Below are 21263 nucleotides of genomic sequence, written 5' to 3' on the forward strand. Positions count from 1 at the left end.
TTTTAAATTTATTCTGGATAGGATGCTGCCAGCTCGTTCTTTAGATATTCTGCCAAGTGCTGATGAGCAAAAATTCCTGCTTTTTCTTCTGCTGTCGGATTATAGTTGGTATTGGTATTCACATCATAGACATAAATCTGACCCGACTCCGACTCTACCCACTCAATAGCTGCTACATCAATACCAGCCTGAGCTAGAAAGGTTTCATAAGCCTGTCTTTGACTAGCATGCAGCGGCTCCGTGATTTGAAACTTATCCGATGTTTCCAACTGAGCAGGCTTTTGCCCAATCTGACACCCATCTGCCGGACAAAGCTGAAAGCCATCTGATGAATCAATGGACACAGTATAAAGAAACTTCTGGTTGATAAACTCCGAACGACGAATCCGACCATCCGCAGGCTTGATATAGGCCTGAAGCAGGGTAATCCCATCCACAGAAGGCTCAAAAGCAGGACTCTCTACATAGGATTCCAACTCTTCCTCACTATTGAAGAGCTGCACTCCCAAACCTTTCCCCGCCCGATTATGCTTGGTAATCAGGGGATAAATATTAAGCTTTCTAGCTGCCTCAAGAATATTCTCCTGTCCCAAAATGGCTACTGTCTCTGGATAAGCAATTCCAGCCTCAGAAAGCTTCAAATATTGTTTAATTTTGCTGATTTCCAGATTAATAGCCCCGCTGCCGTTGATGACCTTGCGACCGTGAGCTTCCAGCCAAGTTAGAACTTGCTCTGTAAATTCCGGTGCATAGCGGTGTCCACGCGTATGAGAAGAGGCTGACATCCGATTGTAGAAAATTCCTGTTGGGGGCGGACTCTGCAAATCTAGGATCCCACTTGACAAATCCCATAGTTCATAGGGCACATCTTTTTCCTCCAGCCACTTGACCAAGTGCTGCGTCCACTCCAAATTTTCATGAATAACGTATACTTTTGCTTGGCTCATAAGTCTCCTCTCCATTATGAATACCGAACAGCCAGCTTACTGCTTTTCGATTCTTCTACTACATTGCCTTCCGTCTTTTCAATAACACTGACGGCCAAGACCTGGCCTAGAACATTGAGGGCAGTTCGACCAGCATTGACAAAGAAATCAACCGCAAAAATCAAGGCAACGCCTTCCACCGGTAGGCCTAGCTGAGGCGCAGCTGCCAGCAAGACAACAATCGCTCCAGAAGGCACCGTCGCAGCTGTTTTACCAATCAAAGTCAAAAGCAAAACAGTAAAGAAAAGTCCTGATACAGAAAAAGCAATCCCATAAGCATGGGCAATAAAAATAGTTGCTACAGAGAAATACACAGCGGCCCCCTCAAGATTAAAAGTGTAACCCAAAGGCACAACCAAATCTATGACATGCTCATCATAGCCCTGCTTCTTTAAATCTTTCAACAGAGGCGGCAGGACAACACTGGAACTGCCAGAGACAAAAGCCAAAGTCAGAAGACTCCAAATCCGTTGTAAGCTTGACAAATAAGGAATTCTGAAAGCGAGAGCAAGCAATGGAAAAATCACTAAAGCTAGCACCGCATAAGCCAGATAAGTTCCTGCTACAAATTGCCCCAAACCGACCAACTTGTCAACTCCTGTCGTAGCCACATCCTTAGCAATAAAACCAAAAATACCAATCGGAGACAGCTTCACAATCACACCGACAATTTTATAAATAGCCTCAATCCAAATCTGCAGCAGCTCAACAGCTTTCTGAGTCTTTTCTTCCTTGAGACTTCCAAGCCCAAAACCTAAAAATATAGCAAAAACAATAATAGGAAGCAAAGCCCCTTCTGAAAGCGACTTGATGATATTGGAGGGAATGAAGCTAAGAAAAAACTCATCCAATTGAATACTTTTGGCAATCCCATCAATGCTGGCTCCCGCCTGACCGATATTGACTCCCTGACCAAAGCCTAGATAATAAGCTGCAAAGACAAAAATAAAGGTAATCGCCGTCGTGACCGCAAAGAAATAGAGCAGACTCTTTGACAAAAGCTTCCCGAAAGATTTCTTGCCGATCACACCAGCCACAGCTACGACTACAACCGGAAAGACTAGCGGAATAATCACCATATTAATCAAACTGATAAAAGCTTGACCCAAAAACTGGTAAAAAGCCGAAAACTGCGGCCAGATAAGAGCAACAAGAACACCCAAAATCAAAGCAATCAACAACTGCAAGCCCAGAGAAATCTTTGACCATAAAGAAACGATTTTCATCCCAAACTCCTTTAGTCTATTTTGATAGCTATTTTACTATGATTGCCCCTATCTGGCTAATATATATTTTCTATGAAAGTAATAGAAGAATTTTATGGTGGAGTTGAATAGTGAAAAAAAGACATCCAAGAGTAAATTCTTGAATGTCTGTAAACATTTAATCTCCTAAAACTCCAATACTTGCTTAGTTATTTTGCTTTTTAGCTTTTTTCTTATAGAGAGCATCTAATTGCTCCTCATAATCCCAACGAAGTTTTGAGCGTTCCTCACCGATATCATCGATTTGCTCAAGAACATCTTTTCGAAACAACTCTGCATTAGTATCCATTTGAAAAATATCGGGATACGCCTCCACAGGCAGTTCTCCGTTTGCTATTTGATAAACTTCATCTTTTAATTGCTCTGTCGTATGAAGGACATAAGACAAATTGTCTTCTAAATATTCCTCTTTTTTCTTTAATTCCCTCATCTTTTTATCAAACTGTTCATCCAGTCTATAAATTTCTGCATTCATCTTTATCACCTAAAACTAACTTTTGATTGGACTTGTTAATTCTGGTTTTGGCATTTGCGATAGATAGTCTTTAGCTGCATTTGCTGCTTGACCTTCTAGCCCATCCGTGATATTCGTATTATATGTATTTTTAGCATAATCTTGCAGTTCTTGTGCTTTGGTATTTAATGTTTGTTGAAGCGCCTCTCTCTTGGCCTTGGCAGCTGCTACAGAGGCTATAACAGCCGCTTTTATAGCTACTCTTTGTTGATTCTTCAATATTTCTATTACAATATTTTCACTTGTTTTCTCTGCCATAATTATCCTTTGCTTTTATCATTTAAACTTCAGTACAATCAAGAGAAGGCTGCAAAAATATCTGCAGCACCTTGAGCATCTACTTGCTCAAGATTTTGTGCACACTGAATCATACTTTGAGAGAAATTAGTTATCTTAGTTTCAAATTCTTTTAAATGAGTGATATTTAATTCGTTAATCCCTGAATCCCACAAGTTTTCAAAGGACAGTTCTGACATTAGCCCCTCTATCTCCGAAGCAGACAACAAACTTCCTAGAGCCTCAATAGCACTTCTCTTAGAGTCGATAAATTCCTTAAGATTTGATTCGGCATCAGCTAAGGCAGTTTTCACTTCAGATATCTTTTGTTCAATATCTGAACCAGCCAATTCTACAGCAGTATACAATAGCTGACTCCTCAGCAAAATACGATCTTCGTAACTACCTGCACGCTTGATTCTCTCGTGTAAATTATTCGGATTCTTAAGATCGAGATTCTCTCGATCCCATTCCAAAGACTCCTTCTTTGCATCCTTGATGATTTTTGCATATTCCTTTTCATAATTTTCATATGTGTCTATGAGCTTATCTCTGTTATTAAAAATATTCCGTACTTCTTCCCAGCTCAACCCCAATTTATCTTTTATCTCAATTATACTTTTTTTAATCCCTAATAGACTTCCCTCTTTCATACTATCTAGTAGTTGTCCCGCTAATCTATTAAACTCCTCTGGACTCATGGTTACTAATTTTTCAATCACTTTTTCTGGAACATATCTTTTTATATTTTCAATGCTCTTTTTGTTTAAGTCCGCAAGTTTATGACCTGCTTTCCACAACTCAGGGTGATAGTCTTCAGAAACCTCTAAGAGATTTCCCTTACTATCTATCTGATAAGCGCCCAAGTCATGGGAGGAGTGTTTATCCATCATACTTGTATATTCGATCGGAACTACCACTCTGACATCACCAAATTGCTGATCCCAAGGTTTATCACGATTGAGCATACTAACAGGATCAAAAGGGTTAACATAATAAGTTGTTTTAGCATCTAATTGTGGGATTTTATCGCCATAACCTGCTTTTTCTAGACTCTTAGTAGGATCCGGACCATCAAAAAGAACAATATGGCCAACCTTACTCAACTCTTCCTCATTAAGTCCTGCAACTCCCTGTATCGAAGTCATCGTCCCCAACGAATGAGCCGTTATATCCATCTTGGCATCTGGTGCTGCATATTGGTTTAGTTCAGCTATTTTTGCCTTCATGCCTTCAGTAGCATGCTTGGCTTGAGGAATAATCGCGTCTGTCAAAGCAAAGGCCGCATCATTGTATACCCAATCTTGAAAGTTGAAATCGCTAGGGTTGTATGTCCGCAAGTATTCAACCCAGTTCTTTTGTGCCTCATCTATATCAATTCCGAAACCATCACTCCCACGAACGGCAAAATAGGTCTGTTTGGTATTTTGGTTAATCGTATCTGTATCAGTGACATAGTAGGCATTGTAGCCTGTCTTTTTGTCTTCAAGCAGTCCTTCATTGTCAGGTTGAAGATAAACCTTCCCTTGGTTGGGGAGGTCAGTGCCACCACCTTGGGTAACTTGGCCTTTTTTATCTTTGGCATCTTTAGAGAAGTCAAATACTAAAGACTTACCAGAATTAAGTATTTTTTGTTCTTCAGGAAGTAATTGTTCAAAACTAAATCCATTCGGTCTATCTCTATAGGCTGATTCCGCTAACGAAGCGTATATATTATCAAAACTTTTTAAATTCCAATTAGGCAAAAAGATCACCTCTTATTCTTAATTGATTACTAAGGAACATCTCATCCATATTTAATGTTCCATCATCATTTATTGGAATTAATATTCCCCAACTTGAACTGTCAGCATTATTGAAGCCTCCATAAATTTGCAACATTTCCCCCCCACCTTGAGGAGTACCATTACTCGCTTCACTCCATCTAACCCCATCCCAATCAATCTGAACTGATTCGACTTTTGGACTCTGGGCCTTCACAAAATCAATTATTTCTTGCTCATGATCTTTGAGATAAGCGAGCTGTTTTTGCTTGATAATTTCCTCGTCATCTTTGATAGCCTTTTTTGAAGAAGTAACTTCCTTATCTTGTTTATTACTTTCTTTTTGAGTCATGGCGCATCCTCCTATACTTACTAGTGCCACTATTGATGCAACTGTTGTAATTATGATTTTCGTTCGTTTCCCCATAGCGCCTCCTTGTATTATTTTATTAATATTATACCGCTAATTTTTTCGTCTAGCAACACCAAGAAAGTTTAAACTTTTCTTTTTAATCTTTTGGCTGTCGCCTTATTGAATGGCCAACAGTTCTGTATTCATGACATTAATTTACCTGAATCAAGTACTATCCGGCTTTCCAAATCTAATTATTCATATGGAAAATGATTAGGTCTATCCCTATAGGTTGATACCGCTAATGAAGCATATATATCATTAAAATCTTTCAAATTCTAATTAGGTAATTGGTTCACCTCCGATACTTATGTAATCACCCATAATCATTTCTTCAAGATTTACACTTTCATCATCATTAATTGGGATGTCCACTCCCCAACCCGATTCTTCAATATTATTTATACGCCCAAAAACATTAATATAATACTCGGGATTTGTAAGACCGCCATCACTCCATTGCGTCTCTTCCCAATCAATCTGAACTGATTCAATTTTTGGACTTTGGGCTTTCACAAAATCGATTATTTCCTGCTCATGTTCTTTGAGATAGGCGAGTTGTTTTTGTTTGATAGCTTCCTTGTCATCTGCAATATCCTTTTTTGAAGAAGCAACTTTCTTATCTTGCTTATTACTTTCTTTTTGAGTCATGGCACATCCTCCCAGACTTACGAGCGCCACTATTGATGTAATTGTTGCAATTATGATTTTCGTTCGTTTCTTCATAGCTCCTCCTTAGTATGCTTTATTAATTATCAGAATCTAAATTCTAATTAATCAATCATCCTACCTCCTATCGTAGGTTCGTGAATCATATACATCCCCCCCATATCAATTGACTTATCATCATTAATCGGTATATCCACTCCCCAACCTGATTCTTCAATATTATTGATTCGCCCAAAAACATTAATATAATACTCAGGATTTGTAAGCCCACCATCACTCCATTGCGTCTGTTCCCAATCAATCTGAACTGATTCAACTTTCGGACTTTGAGCTTTTACCAAATCTATAATTTCTTGCTCATGCTTTTTTAGATAAGCAAGCTGTTTTTGCTTGATGGCTTCTTTATCATCTTTGATAGCCTTTTTTGAATAAGCAACTTTCTGATTTTCTTTATTACTTTCTTTTTGGGTAAGGGTACATCCCCCAATCATTACTATTGCTACTATTGAAAAAACTGTTGCAATTATGATTTCCGTTCGTTTCTTCATAACGTCTCCTTAAATTTTTTGATACCACACTAATTTTCTAAAACAGCTGCTAACATCCATACTAATTTTTCAGTCACTCAAAACTCAATATTACACATCTAGTGTACTATATAAATTTTTAAAAATCTATAAATTACTAAATCTATGAACTACACCCGCAAAGCTGTTGGTTTATTTTTCTTGTACCTTGGAGAGCCAGAGAGGCTGAAAGCCACATAACTGCTTTTCTATCTTCAATATCTTTGCCCCCTCTTCATTACAACTAATAGAACTCTGCTAACATTACTTCAATTTCTATCGAAGAACTTGTTCTAAAATCTTTAAAACAAAGAGATAAACAAAATCATTAAATTGACTCTTTTAATTTCTTATATGATATAATTATTTAAAAAATCATATTAGTGAGAAACATTATGTCAAAGACAAAAGGTAACAAAAAAAGAAATTCTTCTAAAGTAAAATATATCTTAGGAAGCGGAGCTTTAATTTTAGCTTCTACAGTGATTCTGCCTAAAGTTTTGAAAAAAACAACAAATTATTTATATAAAAAGCAAGTAAAAATAACTAATCATCGAAAAGTCAATTTTGATTGTAAGGACAAATTGGTTAAAAAATCTGAATATAAAAAGGTAGCAGATCATGCAAATTAATACTGATAATATTGCGCAACAATGTCTCAATGCGATTAATGATAGAATTCATAATTTAAAAAGATTAAACATCATTGTAATTGGGAAATCAGGTGTCGGCAAAAGCACACTAATCAACAGTTTGTTTAGAGGTAATTTTGCCGATACTGGATTGGGTCGACCAGTAACTCAAGAAATTCGCAAAATTGAAAAAAACGGATATCCTTTGGCAATCTACGATACACCCGGCTTTGAATTGTCATATACCCAACAGGAGAGTGTCAAAGATGAAGTGATCAAACTAATTAACAACGGTTACTCTTCTAATGATATCAATGAGGTAATTCACTGCATTTGGTATTGTATTAATGTCGGTTCAAACCGTACTTTCGATAGTTCGGAAGTGGAATGGCTCAGAGAGTTTTCTGAGAAAAATAAAACGTCTAAGGTACCAATCATTGTTGTCCTTACTCAATCTGTACCTAAGAAGAAAGCATTAGAAATGAAAGCTCATGTTGAGCAGGAAAACTTAGATGTTTGTAAAGTTGTGCCAATTTTAGCTCAAGATATGGATTTTGATGAGGAATATGTCGCTAAAGCTTTTGGATTAGATACTTTGATTGATGTAATGTCTGAGGTATTGCCAACTGAACTACAAGATACTCTCCAAAATATCCAAAAAGTATCTCTGGAGTCTAAAAAAAAACATGCTAGGGCAGTCATTGCGACTGCAGTAGCAGCAAGTTTTGGTGAAGGTTTCGCTCCAGTTCCATTCGCAGATGCATTCATGCTTGTTCCAACCCAGATAAGCATGATCACTGGCATTACTGTAATATTTGGCCTTGATATAAATAAAACTTTTATAACCGCCTTTGTATCCTCAACCTTAGGGTCTGGGGGAGCAACATTCCTTGGAAAAACAATTGTCTCCAATATACTCAAATTTATCCCAGGAGTAGGAACAGCAGTTGGAGGAACGATTTCTGGAACCACTGCTGGATTAATTACAACTGCTTTGGGCGAGGCTTACCTATTTTTAATGGAACAAATATTTAAAGGAGAAATAAGCAAAGAAGCACTAGGTACTCCTGCCGGACAAAAACAAATGACAAAACTTTTTAGAGAACAATTGTCTAAAAAAAGATAATACACCAAGATTTTGAAGCTTGGTGTATTTTTAGGTTAAATTGCTTTTTACATCAAAAAAGACATCCAAGAGAAAATTCTTGAATGTCTGTAAAGGTTGATAACTCAATCAGTCCTGTCAGTAAACTGGAATTGATGATATTGCGGTCTCATTATCTCAAATACTGCTGTATGAATCCACTCATTATTCATTTGTAAATCATTTTCTATGATCCTAATAAAAGTGAAACCATTTTTCAAAAGCACTCTCTTAGAGGCTAGATTATCCGTTGCTGTTCCCGCAATGATTCTATTTAAACCATAAGTATGAAACGCCTTGTCTAAAACGAGTTTAACCGCTTCGCTTGCATAGCCTAAATTAGCATAGTTTTCTCCAATCCTATATCCAAGTTCTGCTGTTTTTCTATCACTCCCTAAAACACTTAAATTGATCCTTCCGACCATAACGCCTTGCGAATCTCTGATAAGATGCATGTAGATGTCATGATTTTCTTGTTCCGCTAACAATTCCCTTGTAATTTCCTTAAAACCTTCTGAATCAAAATAGTTACCTGGTCTAGGAGGTAAATTTCGCTCAAAATACTCCCGATTTTCTTTTTCAAAAGTATATACATCTATACTATTTTCTTCAGACATCAGCTCTAAACTTATCATTGTAAGCCATCTCCCATCATTATCTACATTCAGATTTTCTCATCTTTACACAAAGTCAAATTTACAGAATATGAATCTAAACCAATACTTTTGTTTATTCATGTCGTTTTTATATTATAACACAAAAGACTATTAACAAAAATAATATCCAAGGTTAAAACAAGCTTCACTTCATAAACTACATCATACCGGAGTAACACTAGCTAAGTAAGCAAGGACATCATTGCAAGCAATTTCAGAGGCTCTTACGCATAGTGATACGATTACGACTAAGACTTATGTCAACACTTCAAATGTAATCCCAATGACTGTTGGAGAGATTGCTTATCGTTCCTTAAATAAATAATGGTGTGAACTTGGTGTGAAAAGTGGTGTGAATTTTGCTAAAAATCATCAAAAAAACACCCCATGGTGTGAACCATGAAGTGTTTCGAAACGTTGGTATAATCGTATTGATTAACGTTTTGAGAACTGACTAGCTTTACGAGCTTTCTTAAGACCTGGTTTGGAAAGTATGGGTTTCAGTTGGACTAAAAACAGCGTATTATCAAGGCTTTTCAGAACGATATCTACTGATTAATTTCATAAAATATGAATCAATAGATTATAAATAGGGGAATAGTTTAGGTCTGTAAGCATTAAAATAATACACCTAACTTTGATCACCATTTTTTTAGTTATTCACTCTTTTTTCAGATAGTGTTTTTAAAGTTATGATATAAAATGCCGCAATTAAAACACTATACATCATAATCGGAGGATAGACAATTAAGGATAGAATCAATCCCACTCCTTTAATTATTAGGTCAGGTATCAATAACTTTCTATATTGTGCGGTAGCTTCAAGTAATTCTTTCTGATCTATATTGGGTTTATCAATTACTTTATGTAAAAACCAGTTTGCTACCGTTGAAACAACAACGATTATAATCTCCCTATAATCATGGAAAAGTAGTAAAAATAGTTGTTATCCTAGTTGATTAAAAAAATCTCTGATTTCCTCATCCTTTATAAAATAATATATAATTTTCCCCTCTCTTCTAGTGTCCAAGATGTTTTGATTGGCTAGTTTACGAAGATGGTGGGAGGCAGATGCCATACTGAGATTTAATAAACAGGCTATATCGCAGACACAGAGTTCTTCGACGGCAAGGAGATAAAAGATGATATTTATCTGTTTATTATCGGTAAATTTTGATAAAATGCGAAGTGATTTTTGGACTTTTTCCTTTTCAAGGTAGTTCGTTGCGGTTGTAACATTTTGTTGATTTATAACATCCACTTGACAGATACTATCTTTTTTCATAATTTTTTCTCCTAGCCTAACACAGCCCATAGCATGTCAAAGCTGTTGTTTTCAATCAGGATATACATCCCCAATCCTAAATAGACAACGGCAATAAACCATCTACTATATTTTTCCAAAGTTTCTCCAACAGAAGGGACTTGTGCTAATTTTTGGGCAGAAAAAACCAAGAGATAAATCATGACTAGAAAAGTAAGTAAAGTCACTATCAAATTCGCTAAATTTAAGGTGGTAAAATATGGGACAAAGACACCAATATTATCAGCGCCACAACTTGCAAAAGTAATCATAGCGACTAGAAAAATCAGGTTTTTATTGTCTTTTCGCAAACCATCTTTTGCAATAGCTTCTCCATCAGAATCTCCTAAAAGCAAAACTTTGAGGCCTAGGAAAATTGGAATCAAACCGAGTAAACCTAAAATCTCTTTACTAGGAATATAATTTAAGACAAATGCAAAAAGCAAACTTAGGAATATTAGACTAACAGAGCCTAGAAATTGTCCTAAATAGATGTTAATGATGTCCTTTCTGCTTTTTCTTTTGGCAAAAAATAACATTAGGATAATAAGTAAGTCTACGGCTGTCCCAGAATACAGGATTATTGAAGTAACAATATTTTGAATCATAAAACACCTCATTCAAATATATTTTTGAATGTATTCTAACATTAACCTTTGTAGATGTCAACTTCAAATCCACCAATTAATAATTGCATGTCAATATTTGTATTGTGAAACTAGTTTCAGAAATATATAGTCTTAAAGTATGTCCACTGCCAATGGTTTTTTCAATATTTAAAAGGAGAGAACCAATTTGGTCCTCTCCAGGGTATAATTTTCCATCAACCCACTACAGTTGACAAAGAGCCGTTATTCTCAAATGAGACAACTCCTTTTAGTTTTTATAACCTCAGCTTCTCGGTCTCTTACCTAGTTTTAATAGAAAGACTACGAAGGACGATTCTTAAAGTAGTCAGATTGTGCAATATCGAAAGATTAGATGGGCTTAACCAATTTAACAACCCAAATCCAATTAAACTTCCATTTATTACAACTGTTTCTTGAATATTTCTTTGAATTAATTTCTGCAACGATTCAGATAAAGAATTCAATTCCTCGAAGAAATCTAAACGATTATCTAATAATAAAATATCACTCATCTGCTTAGAAATATCAGCACTTTCATTCATCACAACCCCAATATCTGCAAGCGTCAAGGCAGCAGAGTCGTTTAACCCGTCTCCAACCATCAAAATAGTTCGGCCAGCTTTCTGTAATTCCTGAACCAACTGAAACTTACCATCTGGTTTTAAATCAGTATAAACGTTGTCAAATGGCAGATCTTTAACCAACTCTTCTGTTCTAGCCAACGTATCACCAGTTGCCAGAATCAGTTTTTTCCCTTGGCGCTTTAGCTTTTTCAATGCAACTTTCGCCTCGCTTCTCAAGGGAGTGTGGATACAAAACATCCCAATTAATTCTTTCTTATAAGCCAAAAACAATAAATTGTAATGAGTCTTATATTGCTCAATCAAGGCCAGCTGCTCAGAACTAATTCTTACCTGTTCGTCTTGCATTAGTACATAATTTCCAATGACAACCGATTGACCATCAATTTGCGATTTAATCCCTTTGCTTGCAACATACTGAAGCTTGCCATGCATTTCTTCGTGTTCAATGCCTTCAATTTCAGCTTGTTTAACAATTGCATTGGCAATAGGATGATAGATATGTTCCTCCAAACATGCACTTATTCTTAAAATATCTTTCTCAGTATAATCTCCGAAAGGAAGAACCTTTTCAACCAAAGGATAACTCGTCGTGATGGTACCCGTTTTATCAAACAAGAAAGTATCCACTTCCAGATATTTTTCTAATACATCACCATCTTTAATAACCATTTCTCGATTTAGACCTTCCTTTATGGCCGTAAGGTAGGCTACAGGTGTGGATATTTTTAGAGCACATGAAAAATCCACCAATAAAAAGGAAATGGCTTTTGAAAACGAACCTGTTAACAGATAAGTCAAACCAGCACCTAAGAAGTTATATTTTACAACCTTGTCTGCCATCCTAATAAAATGACGTTGTTTTGTCTTCTTACTCTCTTCAGATTTTTTCATCAGATTGATGAGTTGCAAAATACGACTGTTTATCTGATTATCAGTCACACGAATTCTTAACTCTCCTGTTTCCAAAACAGTATTCGCACATACAGAATCTCCCTCTTTCTTTTCAACAGGGAAGCTCTCTCCAGTCAAGGAACTCTCATTGACCATGCCTAATCCTGAAACCACTTGGCCGTCAAACAAGATTTCATTCCCTTGGGAGACAACTAATACATCACCTACTTGAACATCAGAACTCTTGATGCTGATGACCATGTCTCCCCGCACTAAGAAAACATCACTTTCTTTAGCAAGAAGGCTTTGTTCCAAATCTGTTGCTGTTTTTTTTAAAGACCACTGATCCAGATGATTACCCAAATCAAGCATAAACATGATGTTGCTAGCTGTCTTGGATTGGTTCATAAACAAGGACAACAAAATGGCCGAACAGTCCAAGACCTCCATGGTTAGTTCCTTGCGCGCTAAAGTTTGATAGGCTTCTTTGACATAACCCAAAGCCTGATAACAAGTCCAAATATAACGAATAGGGTAGGGTACAAAACTTCGAAACAGCAAACGCTTAATCGCTGCACCCGATACAATTGAATAAGCACTCTCTTCTCTACGAATGGGAAGAGTCATCAAGTCCGAAACTTTCCCCTTGTCAATTTTTTTTAAAAAGGCCTCTGCATTTTCTAATACAGAGAAGCCTTCTTTCATACGTAGAGTAAAGTGCTGCTGATCCATATAAAACTGAATAGAGTCGATCCCTTTTTCATCTTTAGCCAAGGAACGAAGATAATCTTGAATATCCAAGGTCAGTGAAAACGAGGACGATAATCGGATATGTTGATATCCTCTGTGTAGCACTTTAAAAGACATATTATTCACCTGTCAGGCTATCTAATTGTTCTTCTTTCTTTTCCTGTTCGTATAAATATTTAGCGTCTTGTAAAACATCATCACCGTGTTGTTTTACAACAGAAACAGATGCATCCAGTCCATCTTTCAATTTGTAAGCTTTAGCCAAGGCCTTAGAATAGCCTTTCTTAGCTTCTTTACTTGCTAAGACTTTCAAGCCAAGCGTCCCAAATGCTACCCCTCCTAAGAAGAGAGATGATTTTTTCGCAACTTTTGCGACGTTTAATACTTCTTTTAACATGTTTATTTCCTCCTTGTAACTATTGTAGCGAAAAATGACAGCAAAAGCAATTGCTGATATCTGATATATAGATAAAATTCTCTATACTGATATTTAATTATATTATGATGAAAACAATATACTTTATTTTTTGATACTGTCAATAATTATGTGTAAACACTTAAGTAGAGTTACGGAGTGTTAATTAAATAAGCTTTCAAGTGTATCAGAACATTGACCAAACCCTTTATGGATTCGTTGACTTTGCTTGAAATTATAATCTTCAAACAACGTAACTAAGTAACGTTCCAGAGCCTCCTCATTAGGAAAAAGAACCTTCTTTTTCGTTTGATGTTTGATTTCTTTGTTAAGAGACTCAATGAGGTTTGTCGAATACATGCTGTGCCAAATCTGGTAGGGAAACTGATAAAAAGTTAAAAGATTATCCGTCTTCTCCAGACTTTCCATGACTTTCCTATACTTTGGTTTCCATTCGGCGAGAAAGTCCTCTAAAGCTTGTCCTGCCATTTCTAAATTTTCAGCACGATAAATCATTATAAATTGCCCCAGAATAACCGCTCTATCTGCTCGTTTCACTTTACTAGCTAGATTTCGACTAATATGAATTAAGCAACATTGTTGTTTAGCTAATGGGTGAGCCTGACTGATAATCTGCTCAAGCCCCTTAAAGCCATCTGTAACTACAAGAGAAATCTGTTGGATTCCTTGGTTTTGAAGCTTGTCTAACAGGGTGGACCAAGAAGCATTGTTTTCTTGAGGCAACTGTGCATAGCATATCTCTATGCGACTAAAGTCGCTAGAGCTATCCTAATTGCGCACCGCCAGTTCTCATAGAAAAAAACACCTTGCAAGATGCAAAGTGTTTTCGTTTGTATTCTGCTGTCCAGTAACGAATTAACGTTTACTAAATTGTGATGCTTTACGGGCCTTTTTCAAGCCTGGTTTGGAAAGTATGAATTTCAGTTGGACTAAAAACAGCGTAATATCAAGACTTTTCTCCGCTTTTATAAAAGCTTTTTTCCAATCAAATTCAACTAATTTTATCCGAATGGTGTGGATTTTACCCCCAAAATTACAGAGAATGGAGCTGATAAACACTAAACGTTCACACCATTAGTTAAATGATTTTTTGTTCATCATTTTTCTTAGATGATAGAACTTCTAATTTATTTCTTATTCAAGCAAAAACAACCTGCTATAAGTAAGAAAGAGGAAGATACAAGAAAAACACGGCGTAAAAACCGATTCAGTTCATTGTCCTCAATCCTTGTCTGCTTCATTTTCTTTTACGAGATCGTTTTGTGAATCTTTTTCAGAGAGTTTTTGATCAATATACTTGTCAATGTTTTCATAAAATTCCTTGGTCGCTTCACTATCTAATGTTGGCGAGTTCTGAACTTGATTCACTTTCAATTGAACAGATTGAATACCGTAAGAGGCTTGTTTTTGGTGGAGTGTTTCTAATTCTTCTTCTGAAATCGGATCTCCAACAACCGTCAAGACCAATTCATTGTTACTTGACTTGTAGACTTGATTAATAACCGTATAATTGGCGAACTCTTTTCCTACAAACTGTTTGATCCCTTCTTTGCGCGCTTGTTCTATTGTCAGAGTAACTGCCGAATAGCTAGCTGGAAGAATCAACAATACAATCAAAGATATCAAGCCAATTCTCATTTTAATGCTCAGCTCTTTAAATGAAGTTAAAGGAGATTTTCTCATCAAAATTCTTGTTCCAACAATGTTGGCTAGCATGATAAAGACACAGTTGATCAAGAAAAGATAGAGAGCCCCCAATAAAAATCGTACATTCCCATTAGCTAAACCATAGCCAGCAGTACAGATAGGCGGCATCAGAGCTGTAGCAATGGCTACTCCTGGCACGATATTGTTTGCTTCTTTTTTCCTTGAACCGATCACACCAGCAATCCCACCAGCAATAGCAATGAGGACATCCCAAATGGTTGGAGAGGTTCGTGCAATCAACTCGCTACTTGCATAAGACAAGGGAGAAATCCAGAAATACAGAGTCGAGACAAGCAAACTGACCAACACTTGAGTCAATAAAACCTCTAGAGATTGCTTGATTAAACGCGTATCAAAAATAGCTAAACCGAATCCCAGTCCAACAATCGGTGTCATGAGAGGTGAAATCAACATGGCTCCTATAATGACAGCTGTTGAATTCATATTTAGTCCGATAGAGGCAATAAAAATTGCACACATCAAAATCGCTGTATCTCTCAATCGAACATGAAGGTCATCGTATAATTTCTCACGGTATTCCCGTGTTGAATAATTGGCAGTCATTTGTCCTCTCCTCTTTCCTTATTTAAATTGGTATAATAATTAAAAATAACAGCTGATAAACAGCCAAAAAATATGAGCCCATAAATCGTCAAGAAGACACTGGTAATCCTTCCAATCAAGGTCACAGCTATGAGATCCCCGTAGCCGACAGTCGTCGAAGTCACAAAAGCATACCAAAGACCGTCTCCGTAATTTGTGATAGCAGGTTCAACTAGGAAAAGCACGCCTCCTGACCCAAAAACAAAGGTCACAAAACTCAGAGCAAACCGAGTAAAACCCGTAACCTGCATAATATGCCATAACATTTTTAAACGTTTCATTTGTTCTCCTTATTCATACTAGCTCCTGACCGAGCCGTTTTTTTCCAATAATCAAAGTGAAGATAGGACATGATCTCCATCAGAGAAAGATAGACAAACTGATAGATCTGATTTAAGCTGATTATCAACTGATATTGTTTGAAAAATGACTGGAAGAAAGACCAGATATGACTGTCTTGAATCAGTCCCTTCTTAATATCAGACAGGATATTAGCTAAAGCTCCCAAGGACTGAAACGGTAAATCCTTGACATTTATATAGATCCGGTCCACCACATCATTCAGACTGGTATCTTGGATGGCATGAAATTCTCCAAAGAGAACTCCTGCCGCTCCAAGAGTAGAAACAAATTCCACCAAATAATTTCTGAGGAAATTTTCTCAACCTTTTCCCATAATGTGTTTAGTGCCATCCATAACGATCCCAACCAGAAAAAGGAAAGAAAACAAGCAAAGAAATTTTGCCGTAAATCCCAAAAAGCTTCAAGACTTGGTGTTGTTGGTTTTTCTAACTCTAAAACCAAGATGGTCATAATAATTGCTAGAACAGCATCTGTCAATACAATTAATCTGTCTTTCTTCATCGGATTGCATCCCCTTTCTTTTTTGTAACATTCTATCTTATCGCATAATATTGGATATTCTTTCATAATCCGACTACAAACAAAAATAAACCAAAAAGTATGTCCCTATTATACTATATTTAACTCTAGAAGTATTCATCCATCTAATTAATAAATATATCATATTTCACAATAAGTGAATACTATCAAAGATTCATCCCCTTTCACTTCATCATGTAGTGTTGCTTAGATTTATCAAAAACAACCAAATTTGTATTAATTTCAAGTATCACCTAGTTACAAAAATTTGGGGTGAACAGAAAAAGCATCCCGTATTTTTGATACGAAATGCTTTCAATAAGTTTAAATAAGTTTTAACGTTTACTAAATTGTGATGCTTTACGAGCTTTTTTCAAGCCTGGTTTGACAAGGTACTGCTTTAATAAGTTTCAAAATGCTTTTATATCAACATTTGGCAGGATTTAACTGCTTTTTATATTTTTAAAAATTAAATGAGTTTAATTAAAATAGGGGTGATTACTTTAAATATTTATTTTGAGACTATAAATTACTCATAGTATTCTTTGAATTATAGTATATAATAGAAGACAACGGAGGCCTACTATGATAGATGAACAATTACAGGATAGTTTAATGCCCACAACAGTTTTATTGAATAACTTTGTTACCAATGAAAATAAATCTAATTATGAGTTTTTTATTGGAGTATCTCAATCAATCTCATTTCTTTCTAGAAAAATTAAAACACCTTGAATACAAGAAACCTCTAGATGAAAGCAATTCTGAACCAGATGCACTTACACCATTATATAGTATTTTGATTTCAAGTTACTTGACTCGACAACTCTACTTCGAGCATTACGATTAACTAGTCCAAGTATAACAATACTATCCGAAGGAATAACAGCATATGGAATTTCAAGGGAACCAAATAAAGATTATCAAGGTACCCAAATTCATAAAATTTTTAGATCATTAACTCTAGATAGTATGCTACAATTACGAGAAAAACAACATAGAAAATCCCTAAGTAAAGAAGATGATATTCTCAGCGTATTAAACACAATAGAAACCCCAAAAAATCTACTGCTATTTTTCCCTAATAAATTCTATATAGAAAAAGAAACAGACCTAGATAAATTAACTTTTATTGTCAAAGATGCTCTAGAAAATGACTTTATTGAGTTAGCAAAATACCGTATTTCTTAGTGGTTTACAATGAAAAATCAAAAGATTTTGACATTAAAGAAGTTGAAGAAGAATATTGGAAAAATCAACAAATCGGTCAATTCTACTAACTTCTAAGCTTTATAAAATATCACACCAAGGATATCCATCTTCTCTAAACTCTCTTTGTAAAAATTTTTCTATTCGTTATTCTAATGATAAAAAAGAAACTTGCGAACATACGTGAAACGTTTTATAACAACAAAAGAAAGATAAAAAGATTATTGCACCCCTGTTAAAAAATCATAAATATATATTTTTTTCTATAGTAAGAATATGTACACTTATTGATTATCCTCTCACTATCTTACTATATTCAACAACTCCTCATAGCTAGAAACAACCCCATAAATATATTGGTCGCTAATCAAACCAGCTTCAGCAAGTGCTCTAAAATGCGCTTTTGCACACTCAATCTTTGCTTTTTCAGCTTGTTTAAGCTGAAGGCTAGACATGGAGCCTTTCGTTTCTGCCACGAAGTAGATATGTTTCACACTTCCTTCACGAAAGGCTATTGCCCAGTCTGGATTGTAATTTCCAAGAGGTGTACGAATGCTAAACTTCCCAGGTAGTTTCACGTACACACGAACGTCTTCATACTGTTCTAAGGATTCTTTAAACTTACGTTCGGTATTCGAGTCAACCTTTACAAAATTATAGATACCTTTTTTCGACTCTAGCAAATGCTCATCTGAAAGTTTCGCAGTTTCTGCATTGTCATAGAATAGATCCATACCGTATTCATCTTCCAAAATATTGTATTGAATATGCTTGATTATTTGAGTTGCTTTTTGCTCATTAATCAACTTCGATACTTTTAAAATAAATTCTTCTGGGTTTTGTTTGAACTTTTCAAACTTATCAACTTGAATCTTACTCAGAATTTCTGCTACTACCTTACGGGTTAGACCCGTATGATCTGCTACTTCTCCTAACAAATCATACTGAGTTGTAATTTGACTATTTTCGACATATTCCTGAGAACGAGCATTTTCTCCCACATCTAGTTCCAAACCTTCTTTTGTCATTTGAACTGCACTGGCTTGGGTAATATTGTACACTGGTTGACTAACCACTAGCTTCTCATTAATATAAGCAACAGACTGCTCTATTAGCTCAGTATCATCAAAAGTAACTTGATAAGCTGTTTTACGATTAATCTGATTCCAAAGTGATAAGAACTCTTTTCGGGCGATATTTTCTTTATTTACTTCCTTAGAGAACTGCACTGTTGTATTATTTGCATTTTCGATCTCATATTTTCCAGGTTGGTAAATACTTTCTAGTATTTCAACGACTTGTTTCTCATATCCTGGAAGAGTATCTGATAAGTTCAACTGATTATTTTCCTTGGCAGTAAAATATTTTTCAGTAAGTTGACCTTTCTTATCAATATAACCCTGACTGATCAAATCATACTGAATGGACTCTGCCTGTTCTTTAGTAATCCTGATCTTTTCTCCTGCTTCGTTTTCGATTACTTTATTTTCAAATAAGGCAACATCGACTTTTACAGGACGATCAACTAAAAGCTCTTTCAGCTCTGCTTGTAATCCACGCGCAAATTGATCATAGCTTTCATTTGCAATGATAGTTAATTTATTGATCTCATGAACTTCACTCTTTAAAACTTCCAGGTCTTGACGCACACCCTTTTGGTCCACGGCCAAACGCATTCCACGGCCAATTTCTTGTCGTTTCCGAGTCTCTGCTGAAGATTGCTTGAGAGTACAGATTTGAAAGACATTGGGATTATCCCACCCTTCTTTTAAGGCTGAATGCGAGAATAGAAAGCGTACTGGTTCCTCGAAACTCAATAAACGTTCCTTATCTTTCATGATCAAATCATAGGCATCTGTATCATTGGATGAATTGCTTTTCTTATCACTAGTAGATTTGTAATCCACAAATACCGTCTTATCTGACTTTTTCACTTTATCAACTGAAAAGTAACCCGCATGAACTGCATTGCCACCAAGATGAGATTCCAAATAACGATAATAAGAAGAGGGTTCTTGAGTCAGTAAGAACTGTCTAACTTGACTTTCATACTCATCTTCAAAGATTTGAGCATACTCTCCGTTGTGAGGATTATTTTGAGAATCGTATTGCTTATATTTTGCAACCTCGTCAATGAAAAATAGAGAAAGTACTTTGATTCCACGACTATATAGTCTACTTTCCTTCTCTAGGTGGCTCTTAATGGTCTCACGAATTTGAATTCTTCGAATGCTAGACTCATCCACTTCACCCATGACCTCTCCAACATATAATTCCTGCACCGCACCGACCTGGATTTTATTGTCTCTTGCATTAAATTGACTCAACGTCATGCCTTGATAGGAGGACAGATTACCTGATTCAGCATATAAGTCAAAAGGAGCTTCAACTATTCTTGTCTTACGTTTCACGCTCGACTGAGTTCTTACCTCGAACTCAATCTTAGCCTTAGGAGCTCCTGTTTTTTGGGGAATAATTTCCTGTAAATAGAGATAACCCTGCGTCCCAGTCGTTCCGGTTTGCTCGATAGCCTTCACCTCAATCTTCTTAACCAATTTTTGGTTATAGGCATCCATAGCATCCAATCGATAAACCATATCATACTTTTCTTTATGAGTAGCTGAGTAACGAAGGGTAAAGAGAGGCTTAAAGTCTTTTAGTCGTTCTTTGGTCTGCTTACCTTCAACAGATTGGGGCTCATCTATAATCATAATTGGGTTCATAGCAGCTAATACGTCAATTGGACGACGCCAACGAAAACTTTCCTGCTCAGAATGGATCCGTCTAGCATCTTTCCCTTTTGCATTAAAGGCCTGGGAGTTAATGACCATGATCTGAAGGTCCGACGAGTTAGCAAAACTATCTAAATCTCCTAGACGGGAAGAATCATAAACAAAATATCTAGGCTGTTTTCCATATTCCTCCTGAAAATGAGTTTTCATGATTTCTAAAGACTTAAGGACTCCTTCACGTATAGCAACACTCGGAACAACAATGACAAACTTCAGCCAGCCATAGCGTTTATTTAACTCCATAATGGTACGGATGTAGGTGTAGGTTTTCCCCGTTCCTGTCTCCATCTCTATAGAAAAATTATAGGCCGGACGCCCTGTAACCATATCAACCGACAAACTTTCAGAGGGTCGTAATTCAAAACGATTCTGCACGGCATGGACATTCCGCCGAATAGTTTCCCGATCTAATTGAATAGGAGCATTTCGATAAGCATCTAGAATCAAGTCCACTTCATCTGACTTTTGACGACCTGGATCAGCCATATACCTAATTCCAGCTTGTTTGGCTTGCCCTTGAAATATATCTGCAATAGCACTAACCGCATCCAATTGAAATTGTTGTTCTTTAAATTGTAGCTTCATTTTGTACAT

The 21263-nt window shown here is 36.2% G+C and carries 23 protein-coding genes and 2 pseudogenes; 5 read left to right on the forward strand and 20 right to left on the reverse strand.

What is annotated here, in order from left to right:
- Positions 1-8: 8 nt before the first annotated feature.
- From PCY71_RS07390 to PCY71_RS07425, 8 genes are all read right to left on the reverse strand, one after another.
- On the reverse strand, positions 9-947 hold the full coding sequence (locus tag PCY71_RS07390; protein WP_032912379.1) for a RimK family alpha-L-glutamate ligase: 939 nt from the start codon (positions 945-947) through the stop codon (positions 9-11).
- Positions 948-961: 14 nt separating this feature from the next.
- Positions 962-2212 (reverse strand): dicarboxylate/amino acid:cation symporter, encoded by a 1251-nt coding sequence (locus tag PCY71_RS07395; protein ID WP_002908724.1) that lies wholly within the window; start codon positions 2210-2212, stop codon positions 962-964.
- Between the two features lie 184 nt (positions 2213-2396).
- Positions 2397-2726, reverse strand: a complete 330-nt coding sequence (locus PCY71_RS07400) for a hypothetical protein (RefSeq protein WP_002908723.1) — start codon at positions 2724-2726, stop codon at positions 2397-2399.
- 15 nt (positions 2727-2741) lie between these two features.
- Complete coding sequence (locus PCY71_RS07405) at positions 2742-3023, reverse strand: hypothetical protein (RefSeq protein WP_002908722.1); 282 nt, start codon at positions 3021-3023, stop codon at positions 2742-2744.
- 38 nt (positions 3024-3061) lie between these two features.
- Positions 3062-4786, reverse strand: coding sequence for a hypothetical protein (locus PCY71_RS07410; RefSeq protein ID WP_032912378.1), 1725 nt, complete (start codon positions 4784-4786; stop codon positions 3062-3064).
- Entirely contained in the window at positions 4779-5231 is a 453-nt protein-coding gene (locus PCY71_RS07415; protein WP_002908720.1) for a hypothetical protein, read from the reverse strand. The genes PCY71_RS07410 and PCY71_RS07415 overlap by 8 nt, the downstream gene beginning before the upstream one ends.
- Before the next feature lie 267 nt (positions 5232-5498).
- Positions 5499-5942 (reverse strand): hypothetical protein, encoded by a 444-nt coding sequence (locus PCY71_RS07420; protein ID WP_002908719.1) that lies wholly within the window; start codon positions 5940-5942, stop codon positions 5499-5501.
- A 47-nt stretch (positions 5943-5989) separates the two neighbouring features.
- Positions 5990-6433 (reverse strand): hypothetical protein, encoded by a 444-nt coding sequence (locus PCY71_RS07425; protein ID WP_048774020.1) that lies wholly within the window; start codon positions 6431-6433, stop codon positions 5990-5992.
- A gap of 413 nt (positions 6434-6846) precedes the next feature.
- Here PCY71_RS07425 and PCY71_RS07430 point away from each other — a divergent pair, with 413 nt between their 5' ends.
- Both PCY71_RS07430 and PCY71_RS07435 read left to right on the forward strand, forming a co-directional pair.
- The gene (locus PCY71_RS07430; RefSeq protein ID WP_048774018.1) at positions 6847-7083 is read left to right on the forward strand and encodes a hypothetical protein; all 237 of its coding nucleotides are present in this window, start codon (positions 6847-6849) and stop codon (positions 7081-7083) included.
- Positions 7073-8209, forward strand: coding sequence for a YcjF family protein (locus PCY71_RS07435; protein ID WP_048774016.1), 1137 nt, complete (start codon positions 7073-7075; stop codon positions 8207-8209). The genes PCY71_RS07430 and PCY71_RS07435 overlap by 11 nt, the downstream gene beginning before the upstream one ends.
- A 104-nt stretch (positions 8210-8313) precedes the next feature.
- Here PCY71_RS07435 and PCY71_RS07440 read toward each other — a convergent pair whose 3' ends face one another.
- Positions 8314-8862, reverse strand: a complete 549-nt coding sequence (locus PCY71_RS07440; RefSeq protein WP_048774014.1) for a GNAT family N-acetyltransferase — start codon at positions 8860-8862, stop codon at positions 8314-8316.
- A 163-nt stretch (positions 8863-9025) separates the two neighbouring features.
- Here PCY71_RS07440 and PCY71_RS07445 point away from each other — a divergent pair.
- Positions 9026-9208 (forward strand): annotated as a pseudogene (locus PCY71_RS07445) (site-specific integrase); the annotation flags it as partial.
- A gap of 327 nt (positions 9209-9535) precedes the next feature.
- Here PCY71_RS07445 and PCY71_RS14965 read toward each other — a convergent pair.
- From PCY71_RS14965 to PCY71_RS07490, 10 genes and pseudogenes are all read right to left on the reverse strand, one after another.
- Positions 9536-9787 (reverse strand): annotated as a pseudogene (locus PCY71_RS14965) (hypothetical protein); the annotation flags it as partial.
- Positions 9788-9829: 42 nt separating this feature from the next.
- Entirely contained in the window at positions 9830-10168 is a 339-nt protein-coding gene (gene cadX, locus PCY71_RS07450) for a Cd(II)/Zn(II)-sensing metalloregulatory transcriptional regulator CadX (RefSeq protein ID WP_000711078.1), read from the reverse strand.
- Between the two features lie 11 nt (positions 10169-10179).
- Complete coding sequence (locus tag PCY71_RS07455) at positions 10180-10794, reverse strand: CadD family cadmium resistance transporter (protein WP_002911684.1); 615 nt, start codon at positions 10792-10794, stop codon at positions 10180-10182.
- Positions 10795-11093: 299 nt separating this feature from the next.
- Positions 11094-13157, reverse strand: coding sequence for a heavy metal translocating P-type ATPase (locus PCY71_RS07460; protein WP_009660066.1), 2064 nt, complete (start codon positions 13155-13157; stop codon positions 11094-11096).
- 1 nt (position 13158) lies between these two features.
- The gene (locus PCY71_RS07465; RefSeq protein WP_002893755.1) at positions 13159-13437 is read right to left on the reverse strand and encodes a DUF6110 family protein; all 279 of its coding nucleotides are present in this window, start codon (positions 13435-13437) and stop codon (positions 13159-13161) included.
- A gap of 180 nt (positions 13438-13617) precedes the next feature.
- Entirely contained in the window at positions 13618-14220 is a 603-nt protein-coding gene (locus tag PCY71_RS07470; protein ID WP_255260894.1) for a transposase, read from the reverse strand.
- Between the two features lie 477 nt (positions 14221-14697).
- A complete protein-coding gene (locus PCY71_RS07475; RefSeq protein WP_000126416.1) occupies positions 14698-15747 on the reverse strand; it encodes a DUF389 domain-containing protein in 1050 nt (349 codons plus the stop codon).
- A complete protein-coding gene (locus tag PCY71_RS07480) occupies positions 15744-16067 on the reverse strand; it encodes a potassium channel family protein (protein ID WP_048774011.1) in 324 nt (107 codons plus the stop codon). Before PCY71_RS07480 ends, PCY71_RS07475 begins: the two co-directional genes overlap by 4 nt.
- The gene (locus PCY71_RS07485) at positions 16064-16423 is read right to left on the reverse strand and encodes a hypothetical protein (RefSeq protein WP_000397555.1); all 360 of its coding nucleotides are present in this window, start codon (positions 16421-16423) and stop codon (positions 16064-16066) included. The genes PCY71_RS07480 and PCY71_RS07485 overlap by 4 nt, the downstream gene beginning before the upstream one ends.
- Positions 16348-16650: a TMEM175 family protein gene (locus PCY71_RS07490; protein WP_006151097.1), complete on the reverse strand. Its 303-nt coding sequence runs from the start codon at positions 16648-16650 to the stop codon at positions 16348-16350. The genes PCY71_RS07485 and PCY71_RS07490 overlap by 76 nt, the downstream gene beginning before the upstream one ends.
- Positions 16651-17253: 603 nt before the next feature.
- Here PCY71_RS07490 and PCY71_RS07495 point away from each other — a divergent pair.
- Together PCY71_RS07495 and PCY71_RS07500 are read left to right on the forward strand one after the other, a co-directional pair.
- Positions 17254-17403: a hypothetical protein gene (locus PCY71_RS07495; RefSeq protein WP_158002082.1), complete on the forward strand. Its 150-nt coding sequence runs from the start codon at positions 17254-17256 to the stop codon at positions 17401-17403.
- A gap of 237 nt (positions 17404-17640) precedes the next feature.
- Complete coding sequence (locus PCY71_RS07500) at positions 17641-17859, forward strand: hypothetical protein (protein ID WP_048774009.1); 219 nt, start codon at positions 17641-17643, stop codon at positions 17857-17859.
- Positions 17860-18179: 320 nt separating this feature from the next.
- On the opposite strand, the gene PCY71_RS07505 is transcribed toward PCY71_RS07500, so the two are convergent.
- Entirely contained in the window at positions 18180-21254 is a 3075-nt protein-coding gene (locus PCY71_RS07505; RefSeq protein ID WP_048774140.1) for a type III restriction-modification system endonuclease, read from the reverse strand.
- Between the last annotated feature and the right edge of the window lie 9 nt (positions 21255-21263).

The sequence above is a fragment of the Streptococcus sp. SN3 genome (assembly GCF_030439905.1).

Excerpts from the sequence above, each read along its gene's own strand:
- PCY71_RS07390 (WP_032912379.1), bottom strand. The coding sequence starts at position 947 with ATGAGCCAAGCAAAAGTATACGTTATTCATGAAAATTTGGAGTGGACG.
- PCY71_RS07395 (WP_002908724.1), bottom strand. The coding sequence starts at position 2,212 with ATGAAAATCGTTTCTTTATGGTCAAAGATTTCTCTGGGCTTGCAGTTG.
- PCY71_RS07400 (WP_002908723.1), bottom strand. The coding sequence starts at position 2,726 with ATGAATGCAGAAATTTATAGACTGGATGAACAGTTTGATAAAAAGATG.
- PCY71_RS07405 (WP_002908722.1), bottom strand. The coding sequence starts at position 3,023 with ATGGCAGAGAAAACAAGTGAAAATATTGTAATAGAAATATTGAAGAAT.
- PCY71_RS07415 (WP_002908720.1), bottom strand. The coding sequence starts at position 5,231 with ATGGGGAAACGAACGAAAATCATAATTACAACAGTTGCATCAATAGTG.
- PCY71_RS07420 (WP_002908719.1), bottom strand. The coding sequence starts at position 5,942 with ATGAAGAAACGAACGAAAATCATAATTGCAACAATTACATCAATAGTG.
- PCY71_RS07425 (WP_048774020.1), bottom strand. The coding sequence starts at position 6,433 with ATGAAGAAACGAACGGAAATCATAATTGCAACAGTTTTTTCAATAGTA.
- PCY71_RS07430 (WP_048774018.1), top strand. The coding sequence starts at position 6,847 with ATGTCAAAGACAAAAGGTAACAAAAAAAGAAATTCTTCTAAAGTAAAA.
- PCY71_RS07435 (WP_048774016.1), top strand. The coding sequence starts at position 7,073 with ATGCAAATTAATACTGATAATATTGCGCAACAATGTCTCAATGCGATT.
- PCY71_RS07440 (WP_048774014.1), bottom strand. The coding sequence starts at position 8,862 with ATGATAAGTTTAGAGCTGATGTCTGAAGAAAATAGTATAGATGTATAT.
- cadX (WP_000711078.1), bottom strand. The coding sequence starts at position 10,168 with ATGAAAAAAGATAGTATCTGTCAAGTGGATGTTATAAATCAACAAAAT.
- PCY71_RS07455 (WP_002911684.1), bottom strand. The coding sequence starts at position 10,794 with ATGATTCAAAATATTGTTACTTCAATAATCCTGTATTCTGGGACAGCC.
- PCY71_RS07460 (WP_009660066.1), bottom strand. The coding sequence starts at position 13,157 with ATGTCTTTTAAAGTGCTACACAGAGGATATCAACATATCCGATTATCG.
- PCY71_RS07465 (WP_002893755.1), bottom strand. The coding sequence starts at position 13,437 with ATGTTAAAAGAAGTATTAAACGTCGCAAAAGTTGCGAAAAAATCATCT.
- PCY71_RS07475 (WP_000126416.1), bottom strand. The coding sequence starts at position 15,747 with ATGACTGCCAATTATTCAACACGGGAATACCGTGAGAAATTATACGAT.
- PCY71_RS07480 (WP_048774011.1), bottom strand. The coding sequence starts at position 16,067 with ATGAAACGTTTAAAAATGTTATGGCATATTATGCAGGTTACGGGTTTT.
- PCY71_RS07490 (WP_006151097.1), bottom strand. The coding sequence starts at position 16,650 with ATGAAGAAAGACAGATTAATTGTATTGACAGATGCTGTTCTAGCAATT.
- PCY71_RS07495 (WP_158002082.1), top strand. The coding sequence starts at position 17,254 with ATGATAGATGAACAATTACAGGATAGTTTAATGCCCACAACAGTTTTA.
- PCY71_RS07500 (WP_048774009.1), top strand. The coding sequence starts at position 17,641 with ATGCTACAATTACGAGAAAAACAACATAGAAAATCCCTAAGTAAAGAA.
- PCY71_RS07505 (WP_048774140.1), bottom strand. The coding sequence starts at position 21,254 with ATGAAGCTACAATTTAAAGAACAACAATTTCAATTGGATGCGGTTAGT.